This window comes from Nocardioides caricicola (assembly GCF_039541135.1).
Taxonomy (GTDB): domain Bacteria; phylum Actinomycetota; class Actinomycetes; order Propionibacteriales; family Nocardioidaceae; genus Nocardioides; species Nocardioides caricicola.
The window spans coordinates 289934-307575 of the sequence record NZ_BAABFQ010000003.1 but is presented as its reverse complement, the minus strand read 5'-3'; the positions used below and the strand labels follow the sequence as shown (position 1 = coordinate 307575).

The following is a 17642-nucleotide window of genomic DNA, read 5'->3' as shown; positions in this document are numbered from 1 at the left end:
CTCTCACGAAGGTCTGGGGGGAACTTCGATGCGAGACGTCCTGCACATCATCATCTCGTTGGTCGTGGTCGCGGTCGCCGCGGTCTGCGTGCTCGCGCAGCTCAGCGACGCCGACCAGGCGCTGGACCGGTTCGACGGCGACCGGGCGGTCGTGCAGCAGGTGAGCCGCTAGCGCAGGTCGGGGTGCGCCCGGCCGGCGACGAGCGGCAGGTCCAGGTAGGTCTTGATGCCCGGCTCGGCGGCGACGACGTACGGGATCGAGTTCACGCAGTGGAACGCGGTCGCGGTGACGCCCGGGTTGCGCTCGAGGCCCTCCTCGACGGTGTCCGGCTGCCAGCCCTTGATGGTCACCGTGCAGCTCGGGTCGCCCTGCACCTCGACCTCGAACCGCTCGCCCTGCGGGCCGAACTCCCACGGCGGGTCGAGGTTCTCCTCGCCCATCAGCCAGTTCACCGCGACCTGGACCACGCAGGTCTCGCCGACGAACGCCTCCCACACGAAGCGCTGCCCGGCGACGTGACCGGGCTCGATGACACCGATGGGCGAGTCGATCGGGGCGGTGGCGACCGCGACCTCCTGGGACGTGCGCACCCGCGGCTCGGCGGCGAAGCCGAGCGCGTCGACGCACATCCGCACCGACTGGATGAAGCCGCCCGACAGCAGGCCGAGCATCGGACCGCCCATCGCCTCCTCGGGCTTGCCGCCGAACATCATGATGTGGCGTACGACGTCCGGTGCGTTGTAGGTGCGGATGTCGGAGAACTCCTCGCCGCGGACGAACGTCACCGCTGAGGAGAGGGCCGAGAACATCAGCGGGTGCAGCTCGGTGATGCCGCCGGGGTTGATCCCGGTGCCGTGGAGCGTCGTCCCGCCCTCGGCGCACGCGGCCCCAAGGACCTCGCCGTCGGACTCGCCGGGGTAGAACCAGCCGACCGGGGTGACGACGTTCTTCCCGCTGCGCAGCAGCGCGGCGACCTCGTCGCGGTTGGGCATCAGGGGCGCGTACACGACCGCGTCGGCGTCCATGGCGAGGATCTCGTCGACGCTGCTGGTCGCCGCGACCCCGATCGGGTCGATGCCGAGGATCTCCCCGACGTCCATCCCGTGCTTGCTGTCGGAGTGCACCCAGCACCCGACGAGCTCGAGGTCGGGGTGGAGCAGGATGCCTTCGATCGCCGCCCGGCCGACGCCGCCGGTGGCCCACTGGATGACGCGCACGGCGTCACCCTCGCAAGTAGAACGTGTTCTTGTCTAGGTCTGGAGCGACGTCATCGCGCCGACGGTCTCCGGCTGGAACCTCGGGAACACCGCGGCGGTCGATGCGCCGAAGCGCGTGGACACGACCTCGGCGAGCACGCTGCGGTAGTCGGTGGTCACGAGCAGGTCGGAGTCGCCGTCGTCGGTGAGCCCGGGCCAGGTCCCGTAGTACTTGCCACCCTTGACCCCGGCGCCGGCCAGGAACATCACGTTGCCGTACCCGTGGTCGAGGCCCATGCTCGCGTTCTCGACGACGCGGCGCCCGAACTCGCTGATCGTCACCAGCGTGACCTTGCTCCGCTGGTCGCCGAGGTCCTTGAAGAACGCGGCGATCGACGCCGCCAGGTCGGCGGCGTTGTTGTACAGCCAGCCGCGCTCGGCGGTGCCGAGGTCGGAGTGCATGTCCCAGTCGCCCTGGTCGACCGTGATCACCTCGACGCCCACGTTGCCGCGGATCACGCGCGCCACCTCCGAGAGCGCGCGGCCGAGGTCGCTGCGCGGGTAGGCGTCGGCGTGGTCGGGGGTGTCGATGACCGGCGCGAAGTCGTCGAGCGCGTCGAACACCGACTTCATCGCGGTGCCCAGCGACGTCGAGTTGCCGTCCCACATCCTGCGGAGCGAGGAACGCCGACCCTTGGTGAGGTCCCACTTGTCGTCGCCGGGGATGTGCACGGACGCGACGTTGCCCGCGGACATCACCGGCTCGGGACCGTACAACGAGGTCGGTACGACGCCGCCGCTCACGTTGAACCCCTGGAGGGGCGACCGCCCGGCGTCGGTGCCGATCAGCCGGTTCAGCCAGCCGGTGCGGACGTCCGACCCGGGGTCGGCGTCCTCGACCTCCTCCATCGCGGAGAAGTGCGAGCGGTTGGGCGCGGCGAGACCGGTCGCCTGCACGGCGGCCAGCTGGCCCGACTCCCACAGCGGCAGGAGCGGGGCGAGCTTCGGGTGCAGGCCGAACATCCCGTCCTTGGCGAGCAGCCGGTCGGCCGGGACGGCGATGCGGGGCCGGGCGCTGTAGTAGACGGGGTCGGCGTGCGGGACCACCAGGGACAACCCGTCGGCGGCGCCCCGGAGGGACAGGACCACCAGGACGGAGTCGGCGGGGGTGCTGGCGGCGGCCGAGGCCGTGATCGCGGCCGAGCCGACGACCGTGGTGGCGCCGGCGAGCGCGAGGGCGCCGGAGAAGAGCCCGCGGCGCGATATCCGCGCGAACTCCGGGCAGCAGGGCTGGGTGGTCGTCGTGGGGTTCATGGTGCTCACCGGGTCAGGAAGGCGGGGGAGTCGAGGAAGGTGGTCAGCAGCCGGAACATGTTCCACTTGATCAGACCGTGGTCACGGGTGATCCGCTCGCGCGGCTCCACGTCGACGGCCAGGCAGCACGCCTCGAGCAGCTCGGCGGTCGAGCGCCGGTGCAGGATCACCTGGGACATGTGGTCGACCAGCACGTCGAAGCGGACGGGGAGCTTCGGCGCCCACCACGCCGGCGGGTGGTAGGTGACGCCCTCGTCGGGCCACCACCCGCCGCTCAGGCTCACGTGCACGTCCATCGAGGCGAGCAGCCGCGACGGCGACGACCACGCCCGGTTGTCGATCGGCTGGCCGTCGGGGCGCGGCCAGTCGAAGGGCTTGGCGCCGATCCCGTCGACCTGCCACAGCAGCGCGTTCGCGGCGTACCGGTCGCCGCCGTCGCCCTCGGGCGGGCGCTGCAGCCGGACGTCGAGGGCGCGGTACGTCGCGACCAGGTCCTCACCCGGGTCGCGCACCTTCATGCCGACGGACTCCGCGAGCTCCTGGGTGTCGAAGAGCGCCTGGAGCACCGGCACGATCGCGGTGTCGTGGTCGAGGTAGACCTTCGCCAGGTGGTCGACGAGCGCCTGCGAGGGCGTGTCGCTGACGAACTTCACCGCGAGCTTGCGTGCCACGCGCTGCGCGGTCGCGGGATGGTGGGCGAGGTAGCGCAGGTACTGCCGGGTGACCGCCCGCCCGTCGGCGTCGGCGTTCTCGTGGGTGAAGTCCATGACCTTCACCGGGCCGCGCGAGTGCCACTTCTGGCGGTACTCCGCCTGGAACGTGTCCCACATGTCCACGCTCCACCCGGTGAGGATCCGCGCAGAGTCCTTGACGTCGGCCTCGCCGTAGTGGCCGCGGCCGACCGTGTGCAGCTCCAGCAGCTCACGGCCGAGGTTCTCGTTCGGGTGCGAGGCGCTCGAGCTGACGTTGTCGAGGTTGATGAGCATCGCCGGGTGGGTGATCACGCCGATCAGCAGGTCCTCGAACCGGCCCAGCGCTCCCTCGCGGATCACGTCGCCGTACTGCGCGCGCCAGAACCCCTGGGCGTCGCCGTTGACGGGCACGTTGAAGTGGTTCTCCCAGAGCTCGGTCACCATCTCGAGCACCTGACGGCGCGACCTGATCCGGCGGATCAGCACCCAGCGCTGGTAGTCGGCCATCACCTCCCAGACGCCCTCGATCTCCTCGCGCTGGCGGTTCCAGAGGTCGGTGGCGTCCCGGTAGAGGCTCGGCCACCAGTCGCGCAGGCCGTCGGCCGCCGGGTCCGCGATCGAGGCGGGGTCGAGCTGCGCCGCGAACCACGCGCGCGCACCGCCGGCGGCGCGGACCTGCTTGGCGAGTGCCGGGGTGACGCCGTACGAGAACCGGCCGACCAGGTGCCGGGCCCGCGGGCTCAGCAGCGGGGCGCCCTTGTGGTGCGCGGGGGAGTACGACGGCGCTGCGTCGGCCCGGCCGGCGAGTCCGACGGCGGCACCGGTTGCCGCGCCACCGAGGACGAGGCGACGTCGAACTGCCATGTGGGGTGCTCCAGGGGGGTAGTCACGGTGCCCGTTCGCTTCCCGAGTGGAAGGGCGGCCCGTGGCCGGAAGCAAGCCTAGGGCCAGAGTCGGGCCCCCGTGGGCGACTTCGCCGAATGTCCCTCCCTTCGGGTGACTCGGTAGAGTGCTCCAAACGCCCCCGCCGAGTGAGGACCTCAAGCTCCGCCCATGGACGGCTCTCAAAGTCCGTCGCTCTCCCCGCCTGAGGGAGAGCGCCGATGACGTCGTGGTTGTTGTTGACCGCAGCCCTGCTCCTGATCGCGGCCTGCGGCGTGTTCGTCGCGGCCGAGTTCTCCTTCGTGACCGTCGACCGCGGCCAGGTCGACCGGGCCGCCGAGGCCGGTGACAACGGCGCCCGCGGCGTGCAGAAGGCGCTGCGGTCCTTGTCGACGCAGCTGTCCGGCGCGCAGGTGGGCATCACGATCACCAACCTCGCGATCGGCTACCTCGCCGAGCCCGCGATCGCCGACCTCATCGCCGACCCGCTCACGGCGCTCGGTGTCCCGGACGACGCCGTGCGCCCGATCGCGATCACGCTCGGCCTCGTGCTCGCGACCGTCCTGACGATGATCTTCGGCGAGCTCGTGCCGAAGAACCTCGCGATCGCGAAGCCGATGGCCGTCGCGCGGGCCACGCAGGGCTTCCAGCGCGGGTTCACCGCGTCGATCCGTGGGCCGATCCGGGTCCTCAACGGCTCGGCGAACGCGATCGTGCGCCGGCTCGGCATCGAGCCGCAGGAGGAGCTCCGCTCCGCGCGCAGCTCGACCGAGCTCGCGTCCCTCGTCCAGCGCTCGGCCGACCAGGGAACGCTCGAGCGGGAGACCGCCGAGCTGATGGAGCGGTCGGTGGAGTTCGGCTCGCGGACCGCCGGCGAGATCATGACGCCGCGCGTGCGCACCACCACGCTGGACGGCAACGACCGGGCCGCGGCCGTCATCGAGACGACCCGCGCCACGGGCCACTCGCGCTTCCCGGTCCTCGACCAGGACGAGGTCGTCGTCGGCACCGTGCACGTGAAGCACGCGGTCGCGCTCTCGCAGGGCGAGCGCGCGACGACCAAGGTCAAGCACCTGATGGCCAAGCCGATCCTGGTGCCGGACTCGCTGCGCCTGGACCCGCTGCTGGCGCTGCTGCGCAAGGACGGCTACCAGCAGGCGGTCGTGCTCGACGAGTACGGCGGCTTCGCGGGCATCGTCACCCTCGAGGACGTCGTCGAGGAGATCGTCGGCGACATCTCCGACGAGCACGATCGGCTCAACAACAGCGCACGCCAGCACCGCGACGGCAGCTGGTCGCTGTCCGGGCTGCTGCGACCCGACGAGGTCGAGGACGTCACCGGCGTCGAGCTCCCCGACCACGAGGACTACGACACGATCGCCGGCCTCGTGCTGCGCGTGCTCGGCCGGGTGCCGTCGGTCGGCGACCTCGCCGAGGTCGTCGTACCCGACCGCACGGACCCGGACGAGCCGCGTGAGCGGCTCGCGGTGCTGACCGTCGAGCGGATGGACGGCCTGCGCATCGACCGGCTCCGGCTGCGGATCCTCGACGGTGAGGAGGAGCAGTCATGAGCGACTCCGCCGCGATCGTCCTGGCCGTCCTCCTGCTCGGGTTCAACGCGTTCTTCGTCGGCGCGGAGTTCGCGCTGATCTCGGCCCGCCGCAGCCAGATCGAGCCGCGCGCCCAGGCCGGGTCACGCATGGCGCGGACGACGCTGCGCGCGATGGAGCACGTGTCGCTGATGATGGCCGGCGCCCAGCTCGGCATCACGATCTGCTCGCTCGGACTCGGTGCCGTGGGCGAGCCGGCGGTCGCGCACACCCTCGAGCCACTGTTCGAGGCGCTGCACGTGTCGCACGAGATGCTGCACCCGGTGTCGTTCGTGGTGGCGCTCGCGATCGTGGTCTTCCTCCACGTCGTACTCGGCGAGATGGTCCCGAAGAACATCGCGCTGGCCGGCCCCGACCGCGCGGCGCTGGTGCTCGGCCCGCCGCTGCTCGGGATCGTCACCCTCCTGCGTCCGCTGATCGTGGCGCTCAACGCGATCGCGAACGGCACCCTGCGGCTGATCCGCATCGAGCCGAAAGACGAGGTGAGCTCGACGTACACCCGAGAGGAGGTCGCCGCGCTCGTCGAGGAGTCCCGCGGCGAGGGCCTGCTCGAGGACGACGAGTACGACCGGCTCGCCGGCGCCCTGGGCTTCACCGAGAAGACCGTCGGCGCGGTGCTGATGGCGCCGGACTCGCTGACGACCGTGCGCCGCGGTGCGAGCGCCGCGGACGTCGAGGCGCTGTGCGGCGCGACCGGCTACAGCCGGTTCCCCGTCGTGTCCGACGACTCCGAGGGCGCGGAGCTGATCGGCTACGTGCACATCAAGGACGTGCTGGAGCCGGACGAGGAGCGCCGGAGCCGCCCGATCGACGACAAGTGGATCCGCAGGTTCGCGCTGGTCTCGGCCGACGAGGCCCTGCACGACGCGCTCGAGAAGCTCCAGCGCGAGGGTGCCCACATGGCCCGCGTGGTCGACTCCGCGGGCGTCACCCTGGGCCTCGCGACCCTGGAGGACGTGATCGAGGAGCTGGTGGGCGAGATCCGCGACGCAGCGCACCTCGAAGACGCCCCCGTGTCGGGTTCCGCCGAATCGGATGGAGCCTCCTCCGGCCGCTAAGGTTGCCCCGGCAGAGGACCCGGCGGACAGGCAGACAGGCGAGCAGTGGCGGACGACTCGACGCGCAGTCGCGTGTGGACCGTGCCCAACGTGCTCAGCATGCTGCGGCTGCTGGGCGTGCCCCTGTTCCTCTGGCTGGTGCTGGTGCCCGAGGCCGACTGGTGGGCGCTGGCGGTGCTGATGCTCGCGGGCGTCACGGACTTCCTCGACGGCTACCTCGCGCGCCGGCTGAACCAGACGTCGCCGCTCGGCCAGATCCTGGACCCGGTCGCCGACCGCCTCTACATCCTCGCGGTGGTCATCGGGCTCGCGCTGCGCGACATCATCCCGTGGTGGGTCGCGCTCTCGCTGCCGTTGCGCGACCTCCTGCTGTGGGGCCTGGTCCCCCTGCTGCGCACCCGCGGGTACAGCGCGCTGCCGGTGCACTTCCTCGGCAAGGCCGCGACGTTCAACCTGCTGTACGCGTTCCCCCTGCTCCTGCTCGGCGACGGCGACGGCACCGTCGCGACGCTCGCCAACGTGTTCGGCTGGGCGTTTGCGCTGTGGGGCATCGGCCTCTACTGGTGGGCGGGGATCCTCTACGCCTGGCAGGTCCGTACGCTCCTGAAAACCACCGAACGCCGACGGGCCGATACCGATGCCTGACCCGACCGACCGGGTGAACACCCCGCTGCTGACGCTGATCACGCAGCAGTCCCTCGACGAGGACTACCAGCTCGTGGCGGAGCGCCGCGCGGCCGAGAACGGTGGTACGCCGCCGCACCCGCGCCCGGCTCGCATCGCCGCCGTCGTGGTCGCCGCGTTCGGTCTCCTGGTCACGGTGGCCGCCGTCCAGACCTCGGCGAACGAGGGCGTGCAGAGCGCCAGCCGCCAGTCCCTCATCGGGCAGATCGACGCGAGCAAGAACGACGTCGCGCACCTGCAGCGCCGGATCGTGCGACTGCGCGAGCACAACCTCGCGCTGCAGAGCCAGCTCGACGCCGTGACCAGCGCGCAGCAGGACGCCGCCACGCGCAACGAGCGGCTCGCCGGCGGCTCCGGCTTCGGGCCCGTGAGCGGACCGGGTGTCCGGATCACCGTCGACGACTCGCCCACGGGCGAGCGGGTCGTCGACCGGGACCTCCGGCCGCTGGTCAACGGCCTCTGGAACGCCGGCGCGGAGGCGATCGCGATCAACGGCCAGCGACTGACGTCGCGCTCGGCGATCCGCAACTCCTCGGCGGCCATCCAGGTCAACTCCCGCCCGCTGTCCCCGCCGTACGTCGTCCAGGCGATCGGCGACCCGCTCACCCTCGAGGCGAACCTGATGCAGACGACCGGCGGGCTGCTGTTCCGCGACATCGCGACCACCCTCGGGTATCCCTGGGACATGGACACCGTCGACGACCTGTCGCTGCCCGCGGCGCCCGCGCGGCTGCTCCGGCTCAGCCACGCCGTCGAGGGCACCGCCGAGCAGAACCTGCACTCCTTGAACTCCGAGAAGTCCGAGCAGAAGATGGAGGCCCAGCAGTGATCGCAGCACTCGGGTTGCTGGCCGGGATCGTCCTCGGGATCGTCTTCCAGCCCGACGTCCCGCTCGGGTTGGAGCCCTACCTCCCGATCGCGGTCGTCGCCGCGCTCGACGCCGTGTTCGGCGGCCTGCGCGCCTACCTCGACGGGATCTTCGACGACAAGGTCTTCGTGGTCTCGTTCGTCAGCAACGTGGTGATCGCGGCCGGCATCGTCTACCTCGGCGACAAGCTCGGTGTCGGCGGCCAGCTGTCGACCGGCGTCATCGTCGTGCTCGGCATCCGGATCTTCTCGAATGTCGCGGCGATCAGGAGGCACCTGTTCCATGCCTGACACCGGTCCCGAGACCCCCACCGGCCGCGAGCGGCTGCGGCGCGCGCTGACCCGGCCGAGCCGCGGACAGCTCGTGGTCGCCGTGCTCCTCGCCGCGGTCGGCTTCGCCGCGGTCACCCAGGTGCGCTTCAACGAGGTCGACGACTCCTACGGCAGCCTGCGCGAGCAGGACCTCATCGACGTCCTCAACGGCCTGGCCGTCACCAGCCAGCGCGCCGAGGCCGAGATCGCGCGGCTCGAGAGCACGCGTGACGACCTGCTCTCCGACACCGGCGCCCGCGAGGCCGCGCTCGCCCAGGCCCAGAAGGACGCGGACACGCTGTCGATCCTGGCCGGCCTGGTCCCGGTCACCGGCCCCGGCATCCGGCTCACGGTCACCGAGCAGGAGACCGCCGTCGAGGTGCAGGACATGGTCGACACGTTCCAGGAGCTGCGCACCGCCGGCGCCGAGGCGATGCAGGTCAACGGGCAGGTGCGGGTGGTCGCGAGCACGGCCGTCGAGGACGCGACCGGCGGCCTGCTGATCGGCGGCGAGCTGGTGACCTCGCCGTACGTCATCGACGTCATCGGTGCCCCGGACACGCTCGCTGCCGCCGTCGAGTTCCCGTCGGGCCCGCGCGACCTGTTCGAGGAGGACGGCGCGACGGTCGAGGTCGACGAGCTCTCCTCGCTCGACATCGAGAGCACCGTGAAGCTGCCCAAGGCCGAGTACGCCGACCCGGAGCAGTAGGGTCTGACGACATGTACCCCGAGGACCTCAAGTACACGGTCGAGCACGAGTGGGTTCGCCAGCCCGGCGAGCACGAGGGCTCGGTCCGTATCGGCATCACCGAGTACGCCCAGGACGCGCTCGGCGACATCGTCTACGTGTCGTTGCCGGAGGTGGGCGACACCGTCGCCGCCGGCTCGACGTGCGGCGAGCTCGAGTCGACCAAGTCCGTCAGCGACATCTACGCCCCGGTCTCGGGTGAGGTCGTCGCCCGCAACGACGCGCTCGACGCGACGCCGGAGCTCGTGAACAGCGACCCGTACGGCGGTGGCTGGCTCTTCGAGGTCGTCCCGTCGGACGCCGGCGAGGCCGACGGCCTGCTGGACGCCGCGGCGTACCAGGCCACGCTGGCCGGGTGACCTTGATCGGGTCGCGCGGGCTGATAGGTTCGGGACAACCGTCAACCTCAACCCGGCCTTGAGGGTTTGCGACCCGATCCCGAAGGACTGACCGATGCCGTTCTGCACCTCGTGTGGCACGCGGAACCCCGACGACGCACGCTTCTGCGCGCAGTGCGGATCCCCGCTGGTGGCCGCCGCGCCGGCGGGCGACGCCGGTGACGAGTCGACCGCGACGATCTCGATCGGCATGGACAAGGCCGAGACCTCCGACCGGCAGCTGAACCCGGTCGACGAGGCCGCCGTCGACGCGCTGCCGGCGGGGCACGCCCTGCTCGTGGTCCAGCGCGGACCGGGCTCCGGCAGCCGCTTCCTCCTCGACGTCGACGTCGTGCACGCCGGACGGCACCCGGACAGCGAGATCTTCCTCGACGACGTCACGGTCTCGCGCCGGCACGCGGAGTTCCACCGCGAGGGTGAGTCGTTCACCGTCAGTGACGTCGGCAGCCTCAACGGCACCTACGTCAACCGCGACCGGATCGACCGCGTCCGCCTCAACGACGGCGACGAGGTGCAGATCGGCAAGTACCGCCTGGTGTTCTTCGCGGGGCACTCGAGTTGAGCGTGGCTTCCGGGGCGGCCGCCTCCGGTCGGGCGCGGATGAACATCGGGGAGGTCCTCGACGAGCTGCGTCCTGACTTCCCCGGGATCACCATCCCCAAGATCCGGTTCCTCGAGGACAAGGGTCTGATCAAGCCCGAGCGCACCCCGGCCGGCTACCGGAAGTTCTCGCACGACGACGTCGACCGGCTGCGCTACGTGCTGCGCATGCAGCGTGACCACTACCTGCCGCTCAAGGTCATCGGCGAGCACCTCGACGCCATCGACCGCGGCCTGGAGCCGCCGCCGATCGACCCCGTCGTCCCCACCGTCCCGAAGGTGGCGCTGGCCGCCGACGGGCTGCCGAGCCCCGAGTCCTTCCGGCGCCGCGACCAGGTCCGGCTCTCGCGCCGGGAGCTGGTGAAGATCGCCGAGATCTCGGAGGAGCTGCTCGAGCAGCTGGAGTCCTTCGGGCTGGTGACCGCCTCGCGCACGGGCCACTACGACACCGACGCCCTGGTCGTCGCCCAGACCGCGCGCGAGCTCGCCGACTACGGCTTCGAGCCCCGCCACCTCCGCGCCTTCAAGACCGCCGCCGACCGCGAGGTCGGCCTCGTCGAGCAGGTCGTCGCACCGCAGAAGGCCGGCCGCGACACCGCGGCGGCCGCGCGCGCCGAGGAGACGGTCTCCGAGATCGCCGCGCTGTCGGTACGGCTGCACGCGACGCTGGTGAAGGCTGGTCTGCGGTCGCGGTGACGGATTCCCCGGTGCACCGGGGAATCCAGTACTTCTCGGCCGATGCAATGCCCGAGAAGTGCCAGGTCTGCCTGAGAAGTCTGGCTCCAGCGGGGTTCCACGACCCGGAGTAGGGTGGTCAACGTGCGCGAAGTCGATGTCATGGGAGTCCGGGTCGAGATGCCCTCGAACCAGCCGATCGTGCTGCTGCGCGAGGTCTCGGGGGAGCGCTACCTGCCGATCTGGATCGGGGCCGTCGAGGCGACCGCGATCGCGTTCGCGCAGCAGGGGGTGGTGCCGCCGCGGCCGCTGACGCACGACCTGTTCAAGGACGTGCTCGACGCGACCGGCACCGAGCTCACCGAGGTGCAGATCACCGACGTCAAGGACGGCGTGTTCTTCGCGACCCTGGTCTTCGGCTCGGGGGAGGAGGTCAGCGCCCGGCCGTCGGACTCGATCGCGCTGGCGCTGCGCACCGGCACCCGGATCGTGTGCTCGGAGGAGGTGCTCGACGAGGCCGGCCTCGCCGTACCCGCCGAGCAGGAGGACGAGGTCGAGAAGTTCCGCGAGTTCCTCGACCAGGTCACTCCCGAGGACTTCGACGCCCACTGAGACGCCCGATCGCACGCACCTGCCCGGCACGCACGTTCGAAGCTTCTGTCACACCTGAATCAGGCGTAACACCAACCCTCAGGTAGAGGGTGAGGGTTGCGACACGCCGCCACCGTCGTTGACCGAGGTCGACATGGGGGCCTACTTTGAACTGTCTCTGTTGTAACTCCAACGCTGTGGTGCCCTCGGGCCGGCGGCACCTTCCCCGGGAGTTACGCCCAACGGAGTAGCCCGCGGAGGACCTGTGAACGAGAACGAGCAGCTCGACAACGCCGAGACAGCTCTCGCTGCCCAGAGCGCCGAGGAGCAGGGCCTCCTGTTCAACGACGAGCTCACCCCGCTGCCGAGCGACACCGGCTACCGCGGCCCGACGGCGTCCAGCGCCGCCGGCATCACCTACCGCCAGCTCGACTACTGGGCCCGTACCGGCCTGGTCGAGCCGTCCGTGCGCGGCGCGAAGGGCTCGGGCTCGCAGCGGCTCTACTCCTTCCAGGACATCCTGCTGCTCAAGGTCGTCAAGCGCCTGCTGGACGCCGGCATCTCGCTCCAGCAGATCCGTACGGCGGTCCAGCACCTGCGCGAGCGCGGCACCGAGGACCTCACCCGCGTCACCCTGATGAGCGACGGCGTCTCGGTCTACGAGTGCACCAGCGACGCGGAGATCATCGACCTGCTCCAGGGCGGCCAGGGCGTGTTCGGCATCGCCATCGGCGGTGTCTGGCAGGAGATCGAGGGCACCCTCGCCGAGCTGCCCAGCGAGCGCACCGCCGACGCGGACGCCGAGCCGGTCGCCGGCGACGAGCTCGCCGCTCGGCGCGCGGCCCGCAACGCGGGCTGACGCCCGGCTCGACTCCGGACATCGGCTAGGCTGGGCGCGCCGACAATCCCACGCGGGAGAGTCTCCGTCCGGCCAGGGCGGAGCGCCGAAGGGGCAATTCCTCCCCGGAACCTCTCAGGCGCCAAGGACCGCGAGGACCAGGCAACTCTGAAGGACGACCCGCCGGGGTCGCGCTGACAGAGGGGGAGGCACCCGAATCGATTTCGAGGAGCCCCCGTTGACCGACCGTCCCACCCTGACCGAGCTGGACGGCGCGCTGCCGTTCGTCGAGCGCCACATCGGTGTGCGCGAGTCCGATGTCGCCACCATGCTCGACCGGCTCGGCTTCGACTCCCTCGACGCGCTGATGGCCGCGGCCGTACCCGGCGGCATCCGCACCGCAGCCGAGCTCGACCTGCCCACCGCACTGAGCGAGGAGGCGACCGCCCGCGAGCTGCGCCAGATCGCGCACGCCAACCGCCCCGGTGAGGCGATGATCGGGCTGGGCTACCACGCGACGATCACGCCGCCGGTGATCCGGCGCAACGTGCTCGAGGACCCGAGCTGGTACACCGCGTACACGCCGTACCAGCCGGAGATCTCCCAGGGCCGCCTCGAGGCGCTGCTCAACTTCCAGACCGTCGTCGGTGACCTCACCGGCCTGCCGACCGCGAACGCGTCGCTTCTCGACGAGGGCACGGCTGCCGCGGAGGCGATGACGCTCGTACGCCGCGCGAACAAGAAGGCGACCGGCCCCTTCGTGGTCGACGCCGACGCGCTCCCGCAGACCATCGACGTCGTGCGCACCCGCGCCGAGGCGATGGGCATCGACGTCGTCGTCGCGGACCTCGCCGACGGGCTGCCCGAGGGGGAGCTGTGCGGCGTGCTGGTGCAGTACCCCGGCGCCTCGGGCCGGGTCCTCGACCCGCGCCGCGTGATCGAGCAGGCCCACGAGCGCGACGCTCTCGCCGTCGTGGCCGCGGACCTCCTCGCGCTGACCCTCCTCGAGTCGCCGGGCGCACTCGGCGCCGACGTCGCGATCGGCTCGAGCCAGCGCTTCGGTGTCCCGCTGTTCTACGGCGGGCCGCACGCCGGCTACATGGCCGTCGGCGCGGGGCTCGAGCGGCACCTCCCGGGCCGGCTCGTCGGCGTCTCGGTCGACGCGGAAGGGCGCCCGGCGTACCGCCTCGCGCTGCAGACCCGTGAGCAGCACATCCGTCGCGACAAGGCGACCTCGAACATCTGCACCGCCCAGGTGCTGCTCGCCGTCGTGGCGTCGATGTACGCCGTCTACCACGGCCCCGAGGGGCTGCGCGCGATCGCGACGCGCACCCACCGGTACGCCGCGGTGCTCGCCAGCGCGCTCGCCGACGCGGGCCTTCCGGTGCTGCACGCGGAGTTCTTCGACACCCTGACGGTGCCTGTCCCCGGACGCGCCGCCGACGTCGTCGCCACCGCGCGGACGCTCGGCGTCCAGCTGCGCCTCGTCGACGCCGACCACGTCGGGGTGACCACCTCGGAGTGCACGACGCGCTCCACGATCACGTCCGTGCTGCGCGCCTTCGGCGTCGGCGGCACCGACCTCGACGCCGTCGACGCGGCCACCTCGGACGCGCTGCCCGGGTCGCTGCTGCGGGAGACCGAGTACCTCACCCACGCGGTGTTCTCCAGTCACCACAGCGAGACCGCGATGCTGCGCTACCTGCGCAAGCTGTCGGCGCGCGACTACGCGCTCGACCGCGGCATGATCCCGCTCGGCTCCTGCACGATGAAGCTCAACGCGACCACGGAGATGGAGCCGGTGTCGCTGCCGGGCTTCGCCGACCTGCACCCGTTCGCGCCGGGCGAGGACGCCGCCGGCTACCGCCAGCTGGTCAACGACCTCGAGGGTTGGCTGGCCGAGGTGACCGGCTACGACCGCGTCTCGATCCAGCCGAACGCCGGCTCGCAGGGCGAGCTCGCCGGCCTGCTCGCGATCCGCGGCTACCACCGTGCCCACGGCCAGGCCGGACGCGACGTCTGCCTGATCCCGTCGTCGGCGCACGGCACCAACGCCGCCTCCGCGGTGATGGCCGGCATGCGCGTCGTCGTGGTCAAGTCCAGCGACGACGGCGCGGTCGACCTCGACGACCTCCGCGCGCAGTGCGCGGCGCACGCCGAGGACCTCGCCGCGATCATGGTGACCTACCCGTCGACCCATGGCGCGTACGAGGACACGATCTCCGAGCTCTGCGCGATCGTGCACGAGCACGGCGGCCAGGTGTACGTCGACGGCGCGAACCTCAACGCGCTGCTCGGCTACGCCAAGCCGGGCGAGTTCGGCGGCGACGTGTCGCACCTCAACCTGCACAAGACGTTCTGCATCCCGCACGGCGGTGGCGGGCCCGGCGTGGGCCCGGTCGCGGTCCGCGCCCACCTCGCGCCGTACCTGCCGTCGCACGCGATGCACCCCGAGGATGCCAAGCGTGAGGGCATCGGCCCGATCAGCGCCGCGCCGTACGGCTCCGCGGGCATCCTGCCGATCTCGTGGGCCTACATCCGGATGATGGGCGCGGCGGGCCTGACCCGCGCGACCGCGGTCGCGGTGCTGTCGGCGAACTACATCGCCGCGCGGCTCGGCGAGGCCTACCCGGTGCTCTACCGCGGTCACGGCGGGCTGGTCGCCCACGAGTGCATCCTCGACCTGCGCGGCATCACCAAGGACACCGGCGTCACCGTCGACGACGTCGCCAAGCGGTTGGTCGACTACGGCTTCCACGCGCCGACGATGTCGTTCCCGGTCGCCGGCACGCTGATGGTCGAGCCGACGGAGTCGGAGGACCTCGCCGAGATCGACCGGTTCGTCGACGCGATGATCGCGATCAAGGCCGAGATCGACCGCGTGGCCGCGGGGGAGTGGACTCCCGAGAGCTCGCCGCTGCGCGGCGCGCCGCACACCTCGCGGGCGCTGGTCGGCGAGTGGGACCGGGCGTACTCCCGCGAGCTCGCGGTGTTCCCGACCGGCATCGATCCCGACAAGTACTGGCCTCCGGTGGCGCGCATCGACCAGGCGTACGGCGACCGCAACCTGGTCTGCGCCTGCCCGCCTCTGGAAGCATTCGCTGAGTGACCGTCACGGACCTGACCGCCCGGCGGCTGCTGGGCCGGCTCGCGAACGCCCAGTCCACGGGGAAGCTCCCCTCGGTCGTCGGCGGCGTCGTCCGCGACGGCGAGCCGGTGTGGTTCGGGACGTACGGCGGTCCGGCCGTCGAGGGGCACGACCCGTTCGACGTGCAGTACCGGATCGGGTCGATCACCAAGACGATGACCGCGGTGCTGGTCCTGCAGCTGGAGCGCGAGGGCCGGCTGGCGCTCGACGACCCGGCCTCGACGGTGCTGGGCGACGTCGGCTACGCCGACCGCTCGCTGCGCGACCTGCTCGCGCACAGCTCCGGCATGCAGTCCGAGCCGGCCGGCTCGTGGTGGGAGCGCTCGGCGGGGCTGTCGTTCGACGAGCTGGCCGGCCTCCACGACGGGTCAGGCACGGCGTTCGCGGCGAGCGAGCGGTTCCACTACTCCAACCTCGGCTACGCCCTGCTCGGCGAGGTCGTGGCGCGGCTGCTCGGCTGCACCTGGTGGGAGGCCGTGCAGCAGCGGATCCTGTCGCCGCTCGGCATGAGCCGCACGTCGTACCTCCCCGAGGGCGCGGCCGCCCAGGGGCAGTCCGTGCACCCGTACGACGGCACGCTGATGGACGAGCCTGCGACCGACACCGGCGCGATGGCGCCGGCCGGCCAGGTGTGGGCGACGATCCAGGACCTCGCGACGTACGCCGTGTTCCTGGGCACCGGCCACCCCGACGTGCTGCCGATCGAGGCGCTGGACCGGGCCTACGTCCCGCAGTCCAGCACCCCCGAGGACGGCCTCAGGTCGACTCACGGCCTGGGCTTCCAGGTCTTCGCCGGCGGCTCGGGCACCCTGGCCGGGCACACCGGCTCGATGCCCGGCTTCCTGGCGACCGTGCTGGTCGATCGCACGCGGCGCACCGGCGGGGTCGTGCTCGCCAACGCCACGACCGGCTACTCGCCGGCCGCGGTCGTGACCGAGCTCCTCGAGGAGCTGGAGCGCTGGGAGCCCACGATGCCCGAGCCGTGGCGGCCGTCGGCCGGCGTACCGCCCGAGCTCGCCGGCGTCCCCGGCGTGTGGCACTGGGGCAACACGCCGTTCGTGTTCGCGATGGAGGGCACCCGCCTGACGGCCCGCCGCAACGGGATGGCGGCGTACTCCTTCGAGGTCCGCAACGGCCGCGTGGTCGGCGTGACCGGCTACCACGCCGGTGAGGAGCTGAAGGTCGTGCGCCGGGCCGACGGGACCGTCGGTCACCTCGACATCGCGACGTTCATCTACACGCGCACGCCGTACGACCCGGACGCGCCGATCCCGGGCGGGCTGCCCTAGCGCCAGTCCGCGGAGTGACCGGCCTCAGCGGCTCCACGCGTGCAGGCAGATCTGGAGCTGCGGGCCGGGTGGTGCCGGCGGTCGGGTGAGCTCGACATGGCGGACCCGGCCGGAGTCGGCGATGCCCAGGTCGCCGCGCTGGCCGATGAACGCGACCCAGTCCAGGCTGTGGCGCCGGACCGCGAACGAGCGCGTCTCGCCGGCGGCGACGCGGGCGCGGACGTCGACCTTGCAACCGGTCCGGTCGGTCGCGAGGAACCGGATCGTCTGGTCGTTGTGGTTGGTGACCAGGATCCGGTCGGGCACCCGGTCCGGTACCACGTCGACCGGCTGCACGGGCCGGATCGTCACGGTGAGGTGAGCCAGCGTCAGCCGGGTGTGGTTGCACACGTAGTACTCGAGGACGTGCGTACCTTCTGCGAGGCGGTCGGTCGCGACCTGCAGCACGCCGGGCGGACCCAGCAGCCAGGATCGGTCATAGATCACGACGGGGCGGTCCTCCTCGCCGTCCGGTCCGTACACGGACGGCACCCGGCAGAGCGCGAGGTCGTCGCCGTTCGGATCGCTGTCGTTGGCGATCACGTCGATCTCGGTGCGCTCGCCCGGCCACATGGTGATCTCGTCGTCGACGACGACCGGGGCCAACGGGTCGACCTCGTCGGCATGGGTGGGCGCCACCGGCGTGGCCGCGAGGACGGCCGCCGCGAGCGCGGCGGCCGTCAGGCTGCGAAGCGTCATG

18 protein-coding genes and 1 riboswitch are annotated in these 17642 nt (G+C 71.6%); of the genes, 14 read left to right on the top strand and 4 right to left on the bottom strand.

The window, feature by feature from the left end; genetic code table 11:
* Window positions 1-28: 28 nt before the first annotated feature.
* Window positions 29-172, top strand: coding sequence for a hypothetical protein (locus tag ABD875_RS03220; RefSeq protein WP_345171127.1), 144 nt, complete (start codon window positions 29-31; stop codon window positions 170-172).
* Here the strand turns inward: ABD875_RS03220 and ABD875_RS03215 are convergent.
* From ABD875_RS03215 to ABD875_RS03205, 3 genes are read right to left on the bottom strand one after another with little or no spacing between them, the layout of a single operon-like run.
* Window positions 169-1218 (bottom strand): NAD(P)H-dependent amine dehydrogenase family protein, encoded by a 1050-nt coding sequence (locus ABD875_RS03215; RefSeq protein ID WP_345171125.1) that lies wholly within the window; start codon window positions 1216-1218, stop codon window positions 169-171. The genes ABD875_RS03220 and ABD875_RS03215 overlap by 4 nt on opposite strands.
* A gap of 33 nt (window positions 1219-1251) precedes the next feature.
* Window positions 1252-2511, bottom strand: a complete 1260-nt coding sequence (locus ABD875_RS03210) for a DUF1501 domain-containing protein (protein WP_345172666.1) — start codon at window positions 2509-2511, stop codon at window positions 1252-1254.
* 5 nt (window positions 2512-2516) lie between these two features.
* Window positions 2517-4067: a DUF1800 domain-containing protein gene (locus tag ABD875_RS03205; protein WP_345171123.1), complete on the bottom strand. Its 1551-nt coding sequence runs from the start codon at window positions 4065-4067 to the stop codon at window positions 2517-2519.
* A 239-nt stretch (window positions 4068-4306) separates the two neighbouring features.
* Here ABD875_RS03205 and ABD875_RS03200 point away from each other — a divergent pair, with 239 nt between their 5' ends.
* The 13 genes from ABD875_RS03200 (at window position 4307) to ABD875_RS03140 (ending at window position 16903) form a co-directional block, all read left to right on the top strand.
* Entirely contained in the window at window positions 4307-5656 is a 1350-nt protein-coding gene (locus tag ABD875_RS03200; RefSeq protein ID WP_345171121.1) for a hemolysin family protein, read from the top strand.
* Window positions 5653-6753 carry a hemolysin family protein gene (locus tag ABD875_RS03195; RefSeq protein ID WP_345171119.1) on the top strand — a complete coding sequence of 367 codons (1101 nt, stop codon included), beginning with the start codon at window positions 5653-5655 and terminating at the stop codon, window positions 6751-6753. The genes ABD875_RS03200 and ABD875_RS03195 overlap by 4 nt, the downstream gene beginning before the upstream one ends.
* A 45-nt stretch (window positions 6754-6798) precedes the next feature.
* A complete protein-coding gene (clsA, locus tag ABD875_RS03190; RefSeq protein ID WP_345171117.1) occupies window positions 6799-7398 on the top strand; it encodes a cardiolipin synthase ClsA in 600 nt (199 codons plus the stop codon).
* Window positions 7391-8266 (top strand): DUF881 domain-containing protein, encoded by an 876-nt coding sequence (locus ABD875_RS03185; protein ID WP_345171115.1) that lies wholly within the window; start codon window positions 7391-7393, stop codon window positions 8264-8266. Before clsA ends, ABD875_RS03185 begins: the two co-directional genes overlap by 8 nt.
* On the top strand, window positions 8263-8595 hold the full coding sequence (locus ABD875_RS03180) for a small basic family protein (protein ID WP_345171113.1): 333 nt from the start codon (window positions 8263-8265) through the stop codon (window positions 8593-8595). Before ABD875_RS03185 ends, ABD875_RS03180 begins: the two co-directional genes overlap by 4 nt.
* Window positions 8588-9325, top strand: coding sequence for a DUF881 domain-containing protein (locus ABD875_RS03175; RefSeq protein ID WP_345171111.1), 738 nt, complete (start codon window positions 8588-8590; stop codon window positions 9323-9325). The genes ABD875_RS03180 and ABD875_RS03175 overlap by 8 nt, the downstream gene beginning before the upstream one ends.
* Window positions 9326-9336: 11 nt before the next feature.
* Complete coding sequence (gene gcvH, locus ABD875_RS03170) at window positions 9337-9723, top strand: glycine cleavage system protein GcvH (RefSeq protein ID WP_345171109.1); 387 nt, start codon at window positions 9337-9339, stop codon at window positions 9721-9723.
* 94 nt (window positions 9724-9817) lie between these two features.
* Complete coding sequence (locus ABD875_RS03165; RefSeq protein ID WP_345171107.1) at window positions 9818-10324, top strand: zinc-ribbon and FHA domain-containing protein; 507 nt, start codon at window positions 9818-9820, stop codon at window positions 10322-10324.
* Window positions 10325-10326: 2 nt separating this feature from the next.
* Window positions 10327-11058, top strand: a complete 732-nt coding sequence (gene ftsR / locus ABD875_RS03160; protein ID WP_425576168.1) for a transcriptional regulator FtsR — start codon at window positions 10327-10329, stop codon at window positions 11056-11058.
* Between the two features lie 123 nt (window positions 11059-11181).
* On the top strand, window positions 11182-11649 hold the full coding sequence (locus ABD875_RS03155; RefSeq protein ID WP_243057573.1) for a bifunctional nuclease family protein: 468 nt from the start codon (window positions 11182-11184) through the stop codon (window positions 11647-11649).
* Between the two features lie 244 nt (window positions 11650-11893).
* Window positions 11894-12487, top strand: coding sequence for a MerR family transcriptional regulator (locus tag ABD875_RS03150; RefSeq protein WP_345171103.1), 594 nt, complete (start codon window positions 11894-11896; stop codon window positions 12485-12487).
* A gap of 43 nt (window positions 12488-12530) precedes the next feature.
* A riboswitch (glycine riboswitch) is annotated at window positions 12531-12628 on the top strand.
* Window positions 12629-12704: 76 nt separating this feature from the next.
* Entirely contained in the window at window positions 12705-15575 is a 2871-nt protein-coding gene (gene gcvP / locus ABD875_RS03145; RefSeq protein ID WP_345171101.1) for an aminomethyl-transferring glycine dehydrogenase, read from the top strand.
* On the top strand, window positions 15572-16903 hold the full coding sequence (locus tag ABD875_RS03140) for a serine hydrolase domain-containing protein (RefSeq protein ID WP_345171099.1): 1332 nt from the start codon (window positions 15572-15574) through the stop codon (window positions 16901-16903). Before gcvP ends, ABD875_RS03140 begins: the two co-directional genes overlap by 4 nt.
* 24 nt (window positions 16904-16927) lie before the next feature.
* On the opposite strand, the gene ABD875_RS03135 is transcribed toward ABD875_RS03140, so the two are convergent.
* On the bottom strand, window positions 16928-17641 hold the full coding sequence (locus ABD875_RS03135; RefSeq protein ID WP_345171097.1) for an Ig-like domain-containing protein: 714 nt from the start codon (window positions 17639-17641) through the stop codon (window positions 16928-16930).
* Window position 17642 lies beyond the last annotated feature (1 nt).